This is a genomic window from Segatella sp., from assembly GCF_977051555.1.
The window spans coordinates 1-17,677 of record NZ_CDRSSE010000026.1 but is presented as its reverse complement, the minus strand read 5'-3'; the positions used below and the strand labels follow the sequence as shown (position 1 = coordinate 17,677).

The following is a 17,677-nucleotide window of genomic DNA, read 5'->3' as shown; positions in this document are numbered from 1 at the left end:
AGACCGAGAATCCTGATGATATTTATAAGTAATCTTCAATGGTAACTCGCCCCTATTACTTAGCCAGGCTGTTTGAGTTCAACTCTGTCAGAGGAGTTGGGTAGAACAGCTTGCTCTTGTCGAAGCCTGTACGTCCGGCAGCAGTCAGTGCCTCAGCCGTCTTACCCCAACGGCGCAGGTCATACCAGCGCAAGTTCTCCAGTGGGAACTCAATCATACGCTCGTGCTCAATCTGAGCCTGAACCTCAGCCTGTGTTGTACCGGTCATGGCTGGCATATTGCCATGAACTCTTCGCACATCGTTGATCAGCGGAATAGCCTCTCCTGTACGTCCCAAATCATTGAGAGCCTCAGCCTTCATCAGAAGAACGTTGGCATAACGCATCAGAGGAATGTTCACGTCGGTAGTTGACTGTGCCAGGGCCTCATATGTTGCAGGCATGAACTTGCGGAAAGAAGGACGGTCGTAAGCCTCTTCTACCTCCGGATTCAGCATGACCCAAGCATCCCAGTCGTAACCATATACCTTTCCGGTTCCATCATTGAAGTAAGGATCCTGGAAATATACAGAGCCATAAAGACGGGCATCATACTTGCCATTATTCAACTTGCCTTCCTTCTTAAACTCGTTCATCAAGGTCTCTGAAGGGGTAATCTCATCCCATCCTCCAAACTCCTCTGTACCTATCCAGCGATGCAGCTGGGTAGCATAGTTGGCACCATTGGCACTACTCAGAGAAAACTGCACCTCGAAAAGACTCTCCTTACAGTTCTTGTTTGTACCATTAAACATGCTGGCATAATCGTTTTCCAGACTATATCCCTTTACATTATTGAATGCCTCTACAGCAGCATTCAGATATTCTGCTTTCTTATCAGTCTGCTCAGAAGCCATCGTTAGATAAGCATAGCCTAAGTAGGCATAAGCTGTGCCTGAGGTAACACGTCCCACTTCTTCATTGCTGCGAGAGTTACTCATCTCCGTACCGGCTTTCAGGTCATCTACGATAAACTGCCAAGTCTCAGGACGGTCAGAAAGAGCCTTATCCAACTGGCTGGTAGAAGTGATATATGTATCACGGATAATGATTTTCTCCCAGTTGAGCAAGAGTTGCATATGATAGAAGCCACGAAGGAAATGAGCCTCAGCCAAGAGCTGCTTTCTGTCTGCTGCAGCAAGCTGACCTTCACTCATGGTAGCCACCTTATCAATAATCTGGTTACAGAAACTGATTCCGCGATAGTAACTCTTCCAGTAGATAGAGAACTGAGAGTTTCCGTTGTTGTAGCTGAAGTTACGTAGCTGCACCCAGTTTGGATAGTTCTGTACATCCTTACCCAAATCTACGTCATCCTGGCGATAAGCCTCAACAGGCCATTTCACCTCTGCGAAATCCCATTGGTCTCCGGAATATTCTGCAAAATACAGTTGGGAATAAGCTGATGACATTGCCGACTCTACGTCTGCTTTATCACGCCAGTAAGAATCGGAAGTCAGTTTATCTGGCGAAGTCTGCGTCAAATAGTCATCACATGATGTGAGTGACAGAGCAAGGCAAATGCCTGCTATATATTTTAATGCTTTCATAAGATTTTCCTTTTTATGTTAATACTAGAATGATACCTGTGCACCTACTGTATAAGAGCGAGAGAACGGATAGGTAAAGCGGTCGATACCACTATTCAATACGCCCATAGAGAATTCTGGGTTGGCACCAGAATAACCTGTGATGGTAAACACATTTTCTGCACTCACGTAGAAACGGATGCGGTCGCAATAAATCTTCTTAACCAGCGATGTTGGCAAGGTATAACCCAACTGCACCTGACGCAAGCGTACGAAATCTCCATTCTCCAGGAAACGGGTTGACTCGCGAGTATTGTCGTTAGGGTCACCATAGATGGCACGGGGTACGCTGGTATTGGTATGGGTAGGAGTCCAGGCATCCAGAGTGCTGCTGAGGAAGTTGGAAGCTGAGTTCATTCCCTCGTAATAGTAGCGGATACCGTTGTAAATCTTGTTGCCGAATGCACTACCGATGACTGCTGAGAAGTCGAAGCCCTTGTAGCTGGTGCTCAAGTTAAGGTTAGCCTCAACCTTAGCGATACCTGTACCAGAGTAGGTCTTATCGTTATCATTAATCACACCATCACCATTCATATCCTTGAAACGGACATCACCAGGCTGAGCATTTGGCTGAAGGAGTTTGCCATCCTTGTTTTTATAAGCATTTACCTCATCCATATTCTGGAAGATACCGTCTGCCTGATAGAGGTAGAAAGCACCGATTGGCTTGCCTACCTTGGTCTGGGTAGGGAAGTGCTCTGAGCCATACTTCAAACCCATACCGTAAATGGTCTGATCTTCATTAGCAAGAGAAACCACCTTATTAGATACAGTACTGAGGTTGAAACCTACATTATACTCGAAATCACTTACCTTGTCGTTCCAGTTCAACTCCAACTCAAAGCCCTGGTTGCGCATCTTACCTACGTTCATGGTAGGGTTGGCAATACCAGCAGAAGGAGCCAGCTTACGGGTAATCAGCAGGTCGCGTGTCTCGTTGATATAATAGTTTACATTACCACTCAGATGGTTATTGAAGAAGCCGAAATCGAAACCGATGTTCTTGGTATCAGTAGTTTCCCATTTCAAAGAGCGGTTTTCCAATCCACGGGCAATACTGCCTGGCCATGCAGAAGAGCCTGAACCCTGAACATAACCCTGATAGAGGTCATTGTATGTAGAAATGAGCGCCAGGAAATCGTAGTAGCCCAATGCATTCTCGTTACCGAGCTGTCCCCAGCTGGCACGGAACTTCAAGTTGCTGATTACTGTATTCTTAGGGAAGAATGGTTCCTCGCTGATTCTCCAACCTACAGCAACAGATGGGAAGAAACCCCAACGGCTATCGGCACCGAACTTAGAAGATCCATCCTCACGGAAGGTGAACTGGAAGAGATAACGGTCATTGTAATTATAGTTCAAACGGCCGAAGAAAGAAGCACGGTTATACTTCCAGCAAGAACCGTTACCACTGAAGGTACCACCTGCTCCGGCACCGATGGTAGCAAAGCTGGAATCCAGAAATCCTGCTGCCTTCTCACTCTGCTGCAGCTGTCCGTTTTCTACCTTATAGACGATGGTCTTGCCTTCTACATCTACAGAGCTCCAGTTATACTTGCGACTGGTGAGCGAAGTACCGAGCATGGCATTGATGCTGTGCTTCTTGATTTCCTTGTTGAAAGAGAGTACGTTCTCGAACACCTGCTCTTCCCAATAAGCACGAGTCTCGCTGCTATACGGATAATTGTTAGGACTCTTAGTATCTGCTATATAATCAGGTGCATGATAAGAATCTATCTCATGCTCACCACGATAACCATAGCTGGTCTTGAAGTTGAGCCAAGGGAAGAACTTGAAGGTTAATGCTACATTGGCAGAAGTATGATACTTCTTATCTACTTCGTTCTTATAGTAGTTATCTGCAACAACGTTACGGTTGTTTGGCAGACCATCAAAGTTAGTCAAACCGAAACCATACTTCTCATTCTCATTATAAATAGGTACGAGAGGAGAAATCATATAAGTTTCCTTGAGAGAATACTGAGGCTGACGGCTATTGGTATATTTGAAATCCATATTGGCATCCAAATCAATGATACCCTTTGTTGCATGGAGTTTCATACGTGCGATATCATGACGATGCTCGTTACCGATAAAGATACCCTTCTCGTCGGCATGGTTGTAAGATACAGAATACTGTGCCTTATCACCACCTCCGCGGAGGCTGACCATATAGTTCTGTGCCAATCCGTTGCGCTGGATAGCATCTTGCCAATCGGTATTCACACCAGTTTCATGGGTAATATAGGCAGGTAAGCCGGCACCAGGATATTCACCATTCTGGGTCTTATAGTTCTCATACATCATCTTATGTACAGCCTTATAGCCATCAGCATCAAGCATATCGAGGTCCTTAGCAACGTGAGTGAAGCTCAAATAGGTACTGAAATCCACCTTTACATTGCCCTTCTTACCGTTCTTGGTTGTAATCAGAACCACACCGTTGGCAGCTACAGAACCATAGATGGCAGCAGCAGCACCATCCTTCAGAATCTCCATAGACTCGATGTCCTGAGGGTTCACGCTGTTGATATCGCCAGGGAAACCATCCACGATATAAAGAGGTTCGTTATCGCCGAATGTCTTGATACCACGAATCTTGATGCTCACACCGGCACCGGCGTTACCACCACTCTTCAGGATGTTCACACCGGCTACCTTACCCTGCAAAGCCTCAGCTGGGTTGGTAGTAGTGCGCTTAGCCATCTCCTTGGTATTGACAGAAGAAAGAGCTCCGGTCATATCGCTACGCTTCATGGTACCGTAACCTACTACTACGACTTCGCTCAAAGCCTGGGTATCCTCGCTCATGGCGATGTTCATGTTTTCTGAAGCCTTCACCTCGCGGTCTACGAAACCGAGGTAAGAAACCTTCACCTTAGCGCCCTTGGCTGCATTGATGGTGAATCGGCCGTCCATATCGGTTACTGCGAGTTCGTCAGTACCAACTACCGAAACAGTAGCACCAATGACAGGCTCACCGTTGTCGTCCTTCACCACACCCTGCATCTTGCGCTTATTGGTCTGCTGAGGAGCGGCAACATTCGCATGCTTCTCAGAAACAACGATAGATTTCTGTGAAACCACAGAGTATTTCAAGTTGCGTCCCACAAAAGCCGCATCGAGTACAGCTGTTACAGGAACGCCACTCTTCCTGATGGTGATATCCTTGCGATGGTCAATGATATCACTCTTGTAAGAAAACCTGTAAGATGTCTGGTTTTCGATTGTACTGAACACCTGCTTCAAGGAGGCATTCACAACATTGACAGTTACTTTCTGCTGTGCCGATGCTCCCAAGAGAGGAAGGCACATCAGGATGAAGATCATCAAACTTTTCAAGTAATTGCGTCTGATCATAATGTTTACGTTTAGTTATACAAATAAGTTTTACTTAACCTATGTTTTTAGGTTTTGTCACAAGGTAATACAAACGTTTTCATAAAAAGTACCAAAGAATCTTTATCATTAACTCTCTTTAACACGAAGTCGTATTCCTCATTCCATTTTTCTTTGTACTTTAGCACCCCGAAAAGAAAAAGGATATAAAATATGAGCAACGGATTATTACTTTGGATAGACGACGAGATAGAACTTCTCAAGGCACACATCATCTTTCTGGAAAAGAAAGGATACGAAGTGCAGACGGTAAGCAACGGCCCTGATGCCATTGAACTTTGCCGCCAACAGACCTTCGACCTCATCCTGCTCGATGAGATGATGCCGGGACTCAGCGGACTGGAAACCCTGCTACGCATCAAGGACATCCAGCCAGCCACACCGGTAGTGATGTGCACCAAGAGCGAAGAAGAAAACATCATGGACCAGGCAATCGGTTCAAAGATAGCCGACTATCTGATCAAACCCGTAAACCCGAACCAGATTCTGCTCTCGCTCAAGAAGAACATCCACCGCAAAGACATCGTGGCGGAGGTGACGCAGAGCGGATACCAGCAGGACTACCAGCAGATAGCCATGCAGATGATGGAATGCAGAAGTGCGGAAGACTGGATGGAGATTTACAGGCGACTGGTAAGCTGGGAACTGAAGCTGAGCGATACGGCAAGTCCGATGGCAGAGATGCTGGGCATGCAGAAGGAAGAGGCTAACCAGGGTTTCGCCAAATACATAGCCAAGAACTATCTCGACTGGGTGAGTCCCGACAACAGAGACCGCCATCTGATGAGTCCCGACATCTTCAAGCGCAAGATATTCCCGCTGCTCGATGAGGGCAAGAAGGTGTTCCTGATTGTGATAGATAACTTCCGCTATGACCAGTGGCGCATGCTGGCTGAAGACATCGGCGACCTGTTCGACATCGATGAGCAGCTCTACATGAGCATTCTTCCTACCGCCACGCAATATGCACGCAACGCCATCTTCAGCGGTCTGATGCCGAACAAGATAGCCGAAATGTTCCCTGACCTCTGGGTAGATGAGGACGAGGAGGAAGGCAAGAACCTCAACGAGGCGCCGCTGATACAGACCCAGATAGAGCGATTCAGAAAGCACTATACCTTCAGTTATCACAAGGTGAACGATTCGCAGGGTGCCGACCGTTTCCTGGAGCATTATAACGAATGCCGGAACAACGACCTGAACGTGCTAGTGATTAACTTCATCGACATGCTCTCTCACGCGCGTACCGAATCTAAGATGGTGCGCGAGCTTGCCAACAACGAGAGTGCCTACCGCAGCATCACGCAGAGCTGGCTCCGCCATTCGGTTCTCTCCGAGCTCTTCAAGCTCCTTTCGCAGAGCGATTACCAGGTAGTGCTCACCACCGACCACGGCAGCATCAGGGCATCGAAACCAATCAAGATTGTAGGCGACCGCAATACGAACACCAACCTGCGCTACAAGCTGGGCAAGAATCTGGCTTACCAGAGCAAGGAAGTGTTCACCATCAAGGAGCCTCAGCGTGCCCAGTTGCCGGCACCTAACCTGAGTACCTCGTATGTATTTGCCACGGGCGACAGTTTCTTCGCCTATCCGAATAATTACAACTATTATGTGCAATACTACAAGGATACCTTCCAGCACGGCGGCATCTCGATGGAGGAAATGCTCATACCGCTCATCACACTGACACCGAGAAAAAGGTAATGTCAGTTAATAGTTGATAGTTAACAGTTTATAGTAAACATATATGAAGATAAAAATTGACTCATTAGACACGATCCATGAAGCAGCCAAGGAATTTCTGCAGAACATGGGCGACGGCAAGGTCTTTGCCTTCTATGGCAAGATGGGAGCCGGAAAGACAACATTTGTAAAAGCTATTTGCGAAGAACTGGGCGTAGAAGATGTCATCACATCTCCTACCTTCGCCCTCGTAAACGAATATACAGCGGGCGACGGCTCACCTGTCTACCACTTCGATTTCTACCGCATCAAGAAACTCGATGAGGTATACGATATGGGCTACGAAGATTATTTCTACAGCGGCAACCTCTGTTTCCTGGAGTGGCCGGAACTGATAGAAGACCTGCTGCCGGAAGACTGCACAAAAGTGACTATCACCGCCGAAGAAGACGGAACCAGAAGCGTAGAATGGTAAGCCTCCGACAGCCTCGAACAAAAAAAAGCATCTGGCTGAGAGCATGTTTTCTCAAGCCAGATGCTTTTATCATTTCCTATCCAGGCTGATTACAGGAGAGCCTGGAACTTCTCGGTGAGGGTTGCCTTAGAGGCTGCGCCAACAAACTTATCTACCAGCTGGCCACCCTTGAAGAAGAGGATGGTAGGGATATTACGAACACCAAACTCCATAGCGATGTCGTCGTTCTCCTCTACATCACACTTGCCTACTACCAACTTGCCGTCAAACTCCTCAGCAAGTTCTGATACGATAGGAGCAATCTGGCGGCAAGGACCGCACCATGTTGCCCACAAATCTACTACCAATGGCAGTTCGCCATTCTTGTAGCTCTCGAAATTCTCGGTTGTAATTGTTACTTCCATTTTTCTAAACTTTTAAATATTAAACTAAAATTATCTCTAATTGATCTGATAGCTCATCTTAGGATGCTGCTCGATATACTGGATGAGGGCATGGCCCACGCCTACCGTATGCTCACGGGCACGCATCAGCAGATAGGTATTGCTGTCTACATCATGTATCTGGAAAAAGAGCTGCGCCTTGCCCTCGTCATTCTCCAGAATGGTCTGCAGGTCGCTGACCATCGTTTCATCTATCGCATCGCTCTCCACATTGATGGTGAAGCGGTCGATGCGGTTCTCCTTGACCGTCTGCAGATACTCTACATTGCCTATCTGGAAATCGAGATAGTTGGCATTGCCGTAACGGGAAACGCACTTGGCGGTGATGTAGATGGTGCTGCCTTCAACCATGATGCCGCGCCACTTGCCCCAGTCCTCGCCAAAGAGAGCCAGCTCGCCTGAACCCTCAAAGTCTTCGAGCGTAACGAAACCGCACGGCTTGCCCGTCTTGGTAAACTTCGACTTCACACTCGTGATGATGCCGCCCAGCACCACATCCTCCTTCTTTGCCAGCTCCTGCTTGTCGCCCAGTTCAGAGCAATGGGTATTGCAGAGGGAATTGAGGATAATGCTGTACTCATCGAGCGGATGGGCAGAAAGATAGATGCCCACAAGCTCGCGCTCACGGTTCAGACGTTCGATGGTGCTCCAGCTCTCTGCATCAGGAATAGGCGGCGTAGCTATCTCTATCGCCTCGGTACCGCCAAAGAGTGAGTTGGCAGCCTCGTGCTGCTCCTGCTGGAAGAGCTGACCGTAGCGCACCAGCGTATCGAGGAAGGTTTCGCCCTTGTTGTTCTTGCCGAAGAACTGCTCGCGACGGATGCCAAAGCTGTCGAAACCGCCACTCAGCGCCAAGGTTTCGAAAGCCTTGCGGTTCACGCTGGAGTAATCTACACGCTCGGCAAAATCGAAGATGGTTTTATAAGGTCCGTTCTTCAGTCGCTCTGCCACGATGGCATCGGCTGCCGGAGCACCCATACCCTTGATGGCTGAAAGACCGAAACGTATCTCTCCATGCTCGTTCACACCGAACACGCGGTAACTCTCGTTCACATCCGGCCCCAAGGTCTTGATGCCCATCGACTGGCACTCCTCCATCAGCTTGGTGATTTCGGTAATCTGTGCAAAGCGTCGGGTCATCAGCGCCGCCATGTATTCGGCAGGATAGTGCGCCTTGAGATAGGCAGTCTGGTAGGCTACCCACGAATAACAGGTGGCATGAGACTTGTTGAAGGCGTAGGAAGCAAACTTCTCCCAGTCGCCCCATATCTTCTCCAGCACCTTCGGGTCGTGGCCGTTCTCCTGTCCCTGCTTGATAAACTTAGGCTTCATCGCATCTACGATAGCCTTTTTCTTCTTACCCATCGCCTTACGCAGCGCATCAGACTCGCCTCGGGTGAAGCTCGCCAACTGACGGGAAAGAAGCATCACCTGCTCCTGATAGACCGTGATGCCGTAGGTATCCTTCAGATACTTCTCCATACACGGGATATCGTAGGTAATCGCCTGCTTTCCGTTCTTGCGGGCAATGAAATCAGGGATATAATCCATAGGTCCCGGACGGTAGAGGGCGTTCATGGCGATGAGGTCCTCGAATACCGTAGGCTTCAGCTCACGGAGATACTTCTGCATACCCGGCGACTCGAACTGGAAGGTTCCGATGGTCTGACCGCGCTGATAGAGCTGATAGGTCAGTTCGTCATCGATAGGGATGGTATCGAGGTCAACGACATCGCCTGTAGTCTGCTTGATAACCTTGCATGCCTCCTTCATCTCGGAGAGGGTCTTCAAGCCCAGGAAGTCCATCTTAATCAGACCGGTGGTCTCGATGACATGGCCGTCGTACTGCGTTACCGCCGTCTTCAGTCCCGGGAAATCAGGGTCATCGGCAGTAGATACAGGCACCCAGTTGCTGATAGGGTCGCGGCAGATGATGAATCCGCAGGCATGGATACCCGTGCCTCGGATGGTTCCCTCGAGCATCTTGGCATACTTGATGGTATTGCTCTCGCGGGGATCGTTGGAGAACTCTGCCTCGCGCAGCTCTGGGGTATATTTGATGGCATTGGGCAGGTTCATCTTGGCACCGTCAGGCAAACGGTCTGGGATAGCCTTGCAGAGTGCATTCGCCTTATCCAACGGCAACTTCTCTACACGCGCCACGTCCTTGATGGAGTTCTTCGTCGCCATGGAACCATAGGTTATGATATGGGCACAGTTCTCATGACCGTACTTATCCATTACCCATCTCAGCACCTTGCCTCGGCCGTCATCATCAAAGTCGGTATCAATATCCGGAAGGTTCACACGGTCTGGGTTCAGGAAACGCTCAAACAGGAGGTCGTACTTCAATGGGTCAATCTTGGTAATGCCCAAGCAGTAAGCCACCACCGAACCTGCCGCAGATCCACGTCCCGGGCCCACCATCACGCCGAGTTCCTCGCGCGCCGCCCTGATGAAGTCTGATACGATGAGGAAGTAGCCCGGGAAACCCATGGTCTTCATCACGTGGAGCTCGAAGTTTACATGCTCGTCAACATTCTCGGGCAGCGGGTCGCCATAAAGCTTTTTGGCTCCCTCGTAGGCAAGGTGGCGAAGATATTCTGCCTCAAACTTGATACGGTATATCTTATCGTAGCCGCCCAATCGGTCGATAACCTTCTGTCCTTCCTCTGGTGGCAGCGGATTCTTGCCGTTCTCATCAGTGGTAAACTCCTTGTAGAGGTCTTCTTCTGATACCTTCTGTCGCAACTGCTCCTCGGTACCGAAACTCTCCGGAATCGGGAAGAAAGGCATGATAGGACCATGGTCGATGCTGTAAATCTCCACCTTATCTAATACTTCGAGGGTATTGGAAAGTGCTTCGGGGATATCCGAGAACACCTCGTTCATCTCCTGGCGGGTCTTGAACCATTCCTGCTTGGAATAGCGCAGACGGTTAGGGTCGTCGAGATCCTTGCCGGTAGCGATACAGAGCAGATGGTCGTGAGCCTCGGCAGTCTCCTTATCCTCGAAGTGGCAGTCGTTGGTGCACACCAGTTTGATGTTAAACTCCCTTGCCATCTTGATAAGTTCCTTGTTGGCACGCTGCTGCAACTCGTAAGCCTCGCGGTTGGCAAGCAGACTTGGATCATCGGGCACTTTATGGCGCTGGAGCTCGAGATAGTAATCATCGCCAAAGAGGTTGTGGTACCACTGGCAAGCCTCGCGGGCTCCTTCCAGGTCACCATGCAGAATCTTGGATGGCACCTCGCCTGCAATACATGCCGAACAGACGATGAGGTCTTCGTGATACTTCTCCAGATCGGCACGGTCGGTTCGTGGGCGCATGTAGTAACCATCCACCCACGAATTGCTCACCAGCTTGATGAGGTTCTTGTATCCATTATAATTCTTGGCAAGTACAATGAGGTGATAACCGCTCATATCGCCCTTATCCTTCTCTCGGTCGGCTTTGGTTCGGCGTGCCACATACATCTCGCAGCCGATGATAGGCTTGAAAGGTTCGAGTCCCTCCTTCTTGCGGTCTTTATTAATCTTGCCGCAATAGTCGGTAAGTTCCTTGATGCCGAACATCACACCGTGGTCGGTTACCGCCATACCCTTCATGCCGTCCTTGATGGCCTTATCTACCAGATGCGGTATCTTCGACTGGCCGTCGAGGATGGAGTATTGGGTGTGTACATGCAAATGAACAAAATCTTCCATTATCTGTTTAAAATTCGAATTTTGACAACAAAGTTACGGCGAAATATTGAAAAAGCCAAAAGAAATATGCGAAAATATTGAAAAAGGTAAAAGAAACCCACAAAAAATTTGCAAAAGTGATAAAAATGACGTACCTTTGCACCAATAAAAACTTAATCCTACTATATGGGACAGAAAATAAAGAAATTAAAAAAGATAAGATTGCACCGCGAAGGTACCGATCAGTTGGTTACCGGAGCGATAGCGTTAGTAGCCATTGCGGCTATATTGTGGACAACCTTAGACAACAAGATTCCGTTCTGGGCTTTTGTTGTTGTGTTCGGCACGGTATATGGTATCGTGCTCAACTTCTACCGTAGTCCTATCAGATACCTCAACGTAGAGGATACTTCGAAACTGGTAGTAGCACCAGCCGACGGAAAGATTGTGGTGATAGAAGAGGTGGAGAATGCTCCCTACTTCGGTGACCGCCGCCTGATGATTTCCATCTTCATGAGCCTCTGGAATGTTCATGCCAACTGGTTCCCGGTAGACGGCAAGGTGAAATTCGTGAAGCATGTAGACGGCAACTACCACAAGGCATGGCTGCCTAAGGCTAGCGAGGAAAACGAGCATGCCGACGTGATGATTACCACACCTGAGGGAGTGGATGTACTGTGCCGACAGATTGCCGGTGCAGTAGCACGCCGCATCGTAACCTATGCCAAGGAAGGGGAAGAATGCTTCATCGACGAGCATCTGGGATTCATCAAGCTGGGTTCACGCGTGGATGTCTACCTGCCTGTAGGTACAGAAGTATGCGTAAAGATGGGACAGTCAACTACGGGCGACCAGACCATCATCGCTAAATTGAAATAACATATTGACAGATAGAAGGCAAGCCGGAACTTACTTTCGGCTTTCACTCTATCATAATATACAGTAAAGAAATGAGTATCAAGAAACATATTCCAAACACGGTAACCTGCTGCAACCTGGTTTCGGGCTGCATCGCAACATCGTTTGCCTTCGGCGGAAACCCAAAGATGGCATTGTTATGGATTATCATCGGAGCCGTATTCGACTTCTTTGACGGCATGAGCGCCCGCCTGCTGCACGTTTCATCGCCAATAGGCAAGGAGCTCGATTCGCTGGCAGATGACGTAACCTTCGGTGTGGCACCTGCCACCATCGTATTCTCACAGCTCTTTGTGATGGAATATCCGGGTTTTCTGGAGCCTTTGCGCCCATGGCTGCCTTACGCAGCCTTCATCATCGCAGCCTTCTCGGCATTGCGCCTGGCTAAGTTTAATCTTGATGAGCGCCAGACTACCTCTTTCATCGGTGTTCCTACACCAGCCAACGCCCTGTTCTGGGGTTCGCTGATTGTTTTCAATCCTAGCTGGCTCGAAGGTTATGCCTGGTCGGTATTCATCATTCTGGCTCTGATTCTCATCACCAGCTACCTGCTGGTTTGCGAGATGCCTCTTTTCGCCTTGAAGTTCAAGCAGTGGGGTTTCAAGGGCAATGAGGTGAAATATGGCTTTGCCGCTCTCACCCTCATCATCCTCGCTACTTCGGTAGCACTCGATGGTCTGACCGGCTTCCTCACCGGCTGGTGGCTTGTCATCGTGGCATACGTCATCCTCTCGGCGATTATTTATCTGAAGAAGAAATAAGAAGAAATTCTCCTTTATTGGGATATTTAGTTTTTAACTTAAAAAAATGCGGCTAGATGTGAATCCAGTCGCATTTGCTTTTTCTACCTGCTGAGAGAGGGTTAGTTGTGTACGAGCGTACCGATCTCCTCACCATCCATCACCTTCTTGAGGTTGCCTACTACATCCATATTGAACACGTAGATAGGAAGGTTGTTTTCCTTACACATGGTGGTAGCTGTCAAATCCATCACCTTCAAGCCCTTGGTGTAAATCTCATCATAGGTAATATCCTTGAACTTGGTAGCTGTAGGATCCTTCTCTGGGTCGGCGGTATAGATACCATCTACACGGGTACCCTTGAGCATCACATCAGCCTCGATTTCAATACCACGGAGAGAAGAACCGGTATCGGTAGTGAAGTATGGACTGCCTGTACCTGCAGAGAAGATGCAGATATAACCTGCCTCCATTGCCTCAATCGCCTTCCACTTGGTGTAGAATTCGCCGATAGGCTCCATGCGGATGGCAGTAAGTACCTTGTTCTTTACGCCCAAGGCTCCGAGCGCGCTGCTCAATGCCAGGGAATTGATAACAGTAGCACACATGCCCATCTGGTCGCCCTTGACACGGTCGAAACCCTTCTGGCTACCACTCAAACCGCGGAAGATGTTACCGCCACCAATCACAATGCCTATCTGAACGCCCATCTCATGGACCTCCTTAATCTGCTTAGCATAATCACTCAGGCGCTCTGGGTCGATGCCGAAGCTCTGCTTGCCCATCAGACTCTCGCCGCTCAATTTCAAAAGAATTCTTTTAAACTTTGCCATTTTATTTTAATTTACAATTTACAGTTAACAGTTTATAGGCGTAGCCCCCTATAAACTATTAACTATTAACTATTAACTATAAACTTGATTTCCCCGAAGGCATAAGATCGTATCACTCCCTTCTTGTCATGAAGGATGAGATGACCATCGTCCTCCACCTCTACAAAGGCACCCTCGAACTTACCGTCCTTATCCTCATACCAGTGATAACCCTTGCGACGGTAGAGCGAAAGATGATAGAGTCCCGACACATCCATATAGTCGGCACGACGCAGAAGTTCGTAGTATCTGCAGAAAGCATCAATCACCTTCTGCAGCACCTCTTCCCTATCCACCTCATGACCCAGAATCTGAGCCAGAGATACAGGGTTGGGCGCATCGCTGTGGAACTCAGTCTGATTGACATTAATGCCGATACCGAAGATGCAGCGCTTGATGCCCTTGGAGTCGATGGCAGTCTCTATCAGCGTGCCACTGATTTTCTTGTCATACCAGTACACATCGTTCGGCCATTTCAGCGTAATGCCATCCGTATAGGAATCCAGTGCATCCTTCACGGCGAGCGCACCAGCCTCGGAAAGGAGGAACTGCTGGCGCAAAGGTACCCACTTAGGACACATCATCATACTGAAGAGGAGGTTCTTGCCCGGCTCGCTCTCCCAGGTATGCACGCCCTGTCCCCTACCCGCCGTCTGATAGTCAGCAATGGCAATGGTCAGCGCATCTTCATCGTAAGTACCCAAATTCTTCAGGAAGGCATTCGTGGAATCCACTTCCTTTAAACGTATAATCTTCTTTTCCATGTCTATATAATAATGTATAGCGATACACAACGGATTATCAAATCAGCAACGGATTATCAAATCAGCAACGGGTTGAAGGCATCCACAAGATGTTCGATGCGCTTCACCTGATGCCCTACCCCTACCACGGTAACAACATCAAAGCGCACCTCCCTGTCTACCTGATGTTCCTTGACGTAAGTATTGGCGGCCATTGCCAAATTACGCATCTTCTTGGCATCAACGGCTTCCTCGGGCTGCTGGTATTCTTCACCCGAGCGGGTCTTTACCTCTACCACAACCAAAGTCTTTCCATCCGGCGAAACGGCAAGGATATCCAGATCCCGCTTGCCGTCTCTCCAGTCTCTGTCGATGACGACATAGCCTTCATTCTCGAGATAGAGCGTAGCCTCGTCTTCTCCCCATTTGCCTAATTCATTATGCTCTGCCATAGTCCATTTCCTTTATTTTGCACCAAAAGATGCTTTTACCTTGCAAAAATAACAAAAAAAGTCCACACTTCAAACTTTTTTATGTAATTTTGCACGAAAAACAATGGAAGATAATAAGAATAAAGACGAAGTATACATGCGCCGTGCCCTGATGGAGGCTCAGGCAGCATTCGATGAAGACGAGATTCCGGTAGGCGCCGTCATCGTTTGTAAAGACCGGATCATATCGCGTGCCCATAATCTTACGGAGATGCTGACCGACGTTACGGCTCATGCCGAAATGCAGGCAATCACTTCGGGAGCCAACATGCTGGGAGGGAAATATCTGAAAGACTGCACCCTCTACGTTACGGTAGAACCCTGCGTGATGTGTGCCGGAGCACTGGGATGGACACAGATCAGCCGCGTGGTATATGGTGCCAGCGACGAGAAAAGGGGGTATACAAAATATGCGCCCGATGCACTGCATCCTAAGACGACAGTTACATCGGGCGTATTGGAAGATGAGTGCCGCGCACTCATGCAGGATTTCTTTCAGAGAAAGAGATAATTATTCAAGCTTCGCAAGTTTTGAAGTTAAAGAAGTTAAAGAAGTTATCACTCCCTACGGTCGTTCGGGAAGTTAAGAGACAATAGTCTTCTAGCTTAAACTTAGGACATTTGTCCCTTAACTTCCCTCTAACTTCCCTAACTTCCCTTAACTTCCCCACATGCGAAAGTTCTGTTAATTTACTTAACGAGCACTACAAGATACTTGCTGGTGCTCCAGAAGATCTGTGGATTGGTGATGCGGAGTGTATACTGCTTGTTAGCATCGCGTACCAATGCATAAGAGCTGGATGGGTGGGTAGTGAGCAACTTAGCAGACTTTGACATCAACTTGATTTCAGAAATGTTGCGGATATCAACCTTGGTGAAATAACTCTTGTTGAAATTGCCGGTCATTACCTTACCATCTTCCATGATATGCTGCTCCTTCAACTCCTTCTTGGTACCGAATACATACCAGGCAGTGTTGATCTGCTTGTCCTGTTCATTGATGGTCTCAGTCTTCTGGTTGCTTTCAGTAGTAAGACGAGAGGTCTTGGTATTCAGATTGTTGATTGTCTCATCGAGCGCTGCAATATGAATATCCTTCTTGTCCAACTCCTCGCGAAGCACCTGGAGTTCCTTATCCTTCTGTGCAATCTGCTCCTGAAGGTTTGCGATGGCCTTCTTCAGCTGGTCAGCCTGCAAAGAGCTGTTAGCCATCTGCTTCTGCAGTTTAGCCAGGAGTTCGCGGTTCTGCTGCATACGGGTAGCGATGAACTGAACATCCTCCTTGAGCTGCTGTCTCTTATTGGCACCCTCACCGTTCTTCAGGAGAGTTACTCTGTGTTCAGCCTCACTGATCTGGTTCAGACCATCCTGGATTTCATTCAATGTACCCATCATATCATTAATTTCGCTATCTTTCTGAGCGATGATACTGTTTAGCGAATCATTCTGCTGATTTGCCAAATCCTGGGTGTTGTTCTTGCCGTTGTTGCAACTGGTCAAGCAAAAAGCAGCTAAACATGCCGCAAATAATAGCTTTTTCATAATCATTTTCCTTTTTAATGTTTGATTTAAAAAATTATCTTTTCGCGTAAAACGCGTCGCTTCCTATTTATTATTCATTGAAGTTTCTCAAGTGAGGGAATTGATTGAAGTTAAAGAAGTTATCACTCCCTGCGGTCGTTCGGGAAGTTAAGAGACAATAGTCATCTTGCGTAAAACGTAGAACATTTGTCCCTTAACTTCTCTCTAACTTCCCTAACTTCCCTTAACTTCCTCACATGCGAAAGTTCAGTTACTTTCTTCATCCCTGCGAGCCCCGTTTTTCTTCTGCCGGCGCTCTTCACGCTTCTTTTCCTTCATCTCCTCCTTGAGCTGTTTGGGATCTTTTCCTGCCAATACGATGACAAATTCGCCCCTTGGTTCTGTCTCCTCAAAATGAGCGATAACCTCGGCAAGCGTACCCCTCACACTCTCCTCGTGGAGTTTGGATATTTCACGACAACAGCTCACCTGTCTGTCATCACCGAAAACCTCGGCAAACTGCTGCAAGGTTTTCACCACGCGATAAGGTGACTCATAGAAAATCATGGTGCGCACCTCATCCTTCAATGATTCAAGATAGGTCTGTCTGCCCTTTTTCTGCGGAATGAATCCTTCGAAACAGAAACGGTCGCATGGCAAGCCCGATGAAACGATGGCAGGAATACATGCCGTAGGTCCAGGCAAAGTCTGCACCGTGATGCCTGCCTTGGCTGCCTCGCGGGCGAGGTAAAAACCGGGATCGCTGATACCCGGTGTTCCGGCATCGCTAATCAAGGCGATGGTTTCGCCACCCTTCAGTCGCTCTACGATGGCAGAAGATGTGCCATGTTCGTTAAACTTGTGGTGAGCCACTAATCGATTTCTGATATCGAAATGCTTCAGCAGAACACTCGATGTTCGAGTGTCCTCAGCGAGTACCAAATCCGCTTCTTTCAGTATGCGAATGGCTCGCATTGTCATGTCCTCCATGTTACCAACTGGAGTCGGAACGATGTATAATGTGCCCATACTGACCGCAAATGTAGTTAATTAATCTTTCTTAGCAAAAAAAAAA

14 protein-coding genes are annotated in these 17,677 nt (G+C 48.2%); 5 read left to right on the top strand and 9 right to left on the bottom strand.

The window, feature by feature from the left end:
* Positions 1-55 precede the first annotated feature (55 nt).
* Both ACWJAO_RS07705 and ACWJAO_RS07700 read right to left on the bottom strand, forming a co-directional pair.
* Positions 56-1,588, bottom strand: coding sequence for a RagB/SusD family nutrient uptake outer membrane protein (locus ACWJAO_RS07705; protein WP_449139821.1), 1,533 nt, complete (start codon positions 1,586-1,588; stop codon positions 56-58).
* Between the two features lie 24 nt (positions 1,589-1,612).
* Positions 1,613-4,987 carry a SusC/RagA family TonB-linked outer membrane protein gene (locus tag ACWJAO_RS07700; RefSeq protein WP_449139820.1) on the bottom strand — a complete coding sequence of 1,125 codons (3,375 nt, stop codon included), beginning with the start codon at positions 4,985-4,987 and terminating at the stop codon, positions 1,613-1,615.
* A 192-nt stretch (positions 4,988-5,179) separates the two neighbouring features.
* Between ACWJAO_RS07700 and porX the strand changes: the two genes are divergently transcribed.
* Positions 5,180-6,733, top strand: coding sequence for a T9SS response regulator signal transducer PorX (gene porX, locus ACWJAO_RS07695; RefSeq protein WP_118190969.1), 1,554 nt, complete (start codon positions 5,180-5,182; stop codon positions 6,731-6,733).
* Between the two features lie 43 nt (positions 6,734-6,776).
* Complete coding sequence (gene tsaE, locus ACWJAO_RS07690) at positions 6,777-7,187, top strand: tRNA (adenosine(37)-N6)-threonylcarbamoyltransferase complex ATPase subunit type 1 TsaE (RefSeq protein WP_006847848.1); 411 nt, start codon at positions 6,777-6,779, stop codon at positions 7,185-7,187.
* A gap of 89 nt (positions 7,188-7,276) precedes the next feature.
* On the opposite strand, the gene trxA is transcribed toward tsaE, so the two are convergent.
* Together trxA and dnaE are read right to left on the bottom strand one after the other, a co-directional pair.
* Complete coding sequence (gene trxA / locus ACWJAO_RS07685) at positions 7,277-7,591, bottom strand: thioredoxin (protein ID WP_118066009.1); 315 nt, start codon at positions 7,589-7,591, stop codon at positions 7,277-7,279.
* Between the two features lie 36 nt (positions 7,592-7,627).
* On the bottom strand, positions 7,628-11,338 hold the full coding sequence (dnaE, locus tag ACWJAO_RS07680) for a DNA polymerase III subunit alpha (RefSeq protein ID WP_449139819.1): 3,711 nt from the start codon (positions 11,336-11,338) through the stop codon (positions 7,628-7,630).
* Positions 11,339-11,503: 165 nt separating this feature from the next.
* Between dnaE and ACWJAO_RS07675 the strand changes: the two genes are divergently transcribed.
* Positions 11,504-12,196, top strand: coding sequence for a phosphatidylserine decarboxylase family protein (locus ACWJAO_RS07675; protein ID WP_449139818.1), 693 nt, complete (start codon positions 11,504-11,506; stop codon positions 12,194-12,196).
* Positions 12,197-12,267: 71 nt separating this feature from the next.
* On the top strand, positions 12,268-12,996 hold the full coding sequence (gene pssA, locus ACWJAO_RS07670) for a CDP-diacylglycerol--serine O-phosphatidyltransferase (RefSeq protein ID WP_449139817.1): 729 nt from the start codon (positions 12,268-12,270) through the stop codon (positions 12,994-12,996).
* 101 nt (positions 12,997-13,097) lie between these two features.
* Here pssA and pyrH read toward each other — a convergent pair whose 3' ends face one another.
* From pyrH to ACWJAO_RS07655, 3 genes are all read right to left on the bottom strand, one after another.
* Positions 13,098-13,808 (bottom strand): UMP kinase, encoded by a 711-nt coding sequence (gene pyrH / locus ACWJAO_RS07665; protein WP_006847854.1) that lies wholly within the window; start codon positions 13,806-13,808, stop codon positions 13,098-13,100.
* Between the two features lie 65 nt (positions 13,809-13,873).
* Entirely contained in the window at positions 13,874-14,611 is a 738-nt protein-coding gene (locus ACWJAO_RS07660) for a biotin--[acetyl-CoA-carboxylase] ligase (RefSeq protein WP_449139816.1), read from the bottom strand.
* 56 nt (positions 14,612-14,667) lie between these two features.
* Positions 14,668-15,042, bottom strand: a complete 375-nt coding sequence (locus tag ACWJAO_RS07655; protein ID WP_449139815.1) for a YraN family protein — start codon at positions 15,040-15,042, stop codon at positions 14,668-14,670.
* A gap of 103 nt (positions 15,043-15,145) precedes the next feature.
* Here ACWJAO_RS07655 and ACWJAO_RS07650 point away from each other — a divergent pair, with 103 nt between their 5' ends.
* Entirely contained in the window at positions 15,146-15,592 is a 447-nt protein-coding gene (locus ACWJAO_RS07650) for a nucleoside deaminase (RefSeq protein WP_449139814.1), read from the top strand.
* A gap of 179 nt (positions 15,593-15,771) precedes the next feature.
* Here the strand turns inward: ACWJAO_RS07650 and ACWJAO_RS07645 are convergent, their stop codons facing one another.
* Together ACWJAO_RS07645 and rsmI are read right to left on the bottom strand one after the other, a co-directional pair.
* Positions 15,772-16,623, bottom strand: coding sequence for a Cbp1 family collagen-binding glycoprotein adhesin (locus ACWJAO_RS07645; RefSeq protein ID WP_449139813.1), 852 nt, complete (start codon positions 16,621-16,623; stop codon positions 15,772-15,774).
* A gap of 246 nt (positions 16,624-16,869) precedes the next feature.
* Entirely contained in the window at positions 16,870-17,631 is a 762-nt protein-coding gene (gene rsmI, locus ACWJAO_RS07640) for a 16S rRNA (cytidine(1402)-2'-O)-methyltransferase (protein ID WP_449139812.1), read from the bottom strand.
* Positions 17,632-17,677 lie beyond the last annotated feature (46 nt).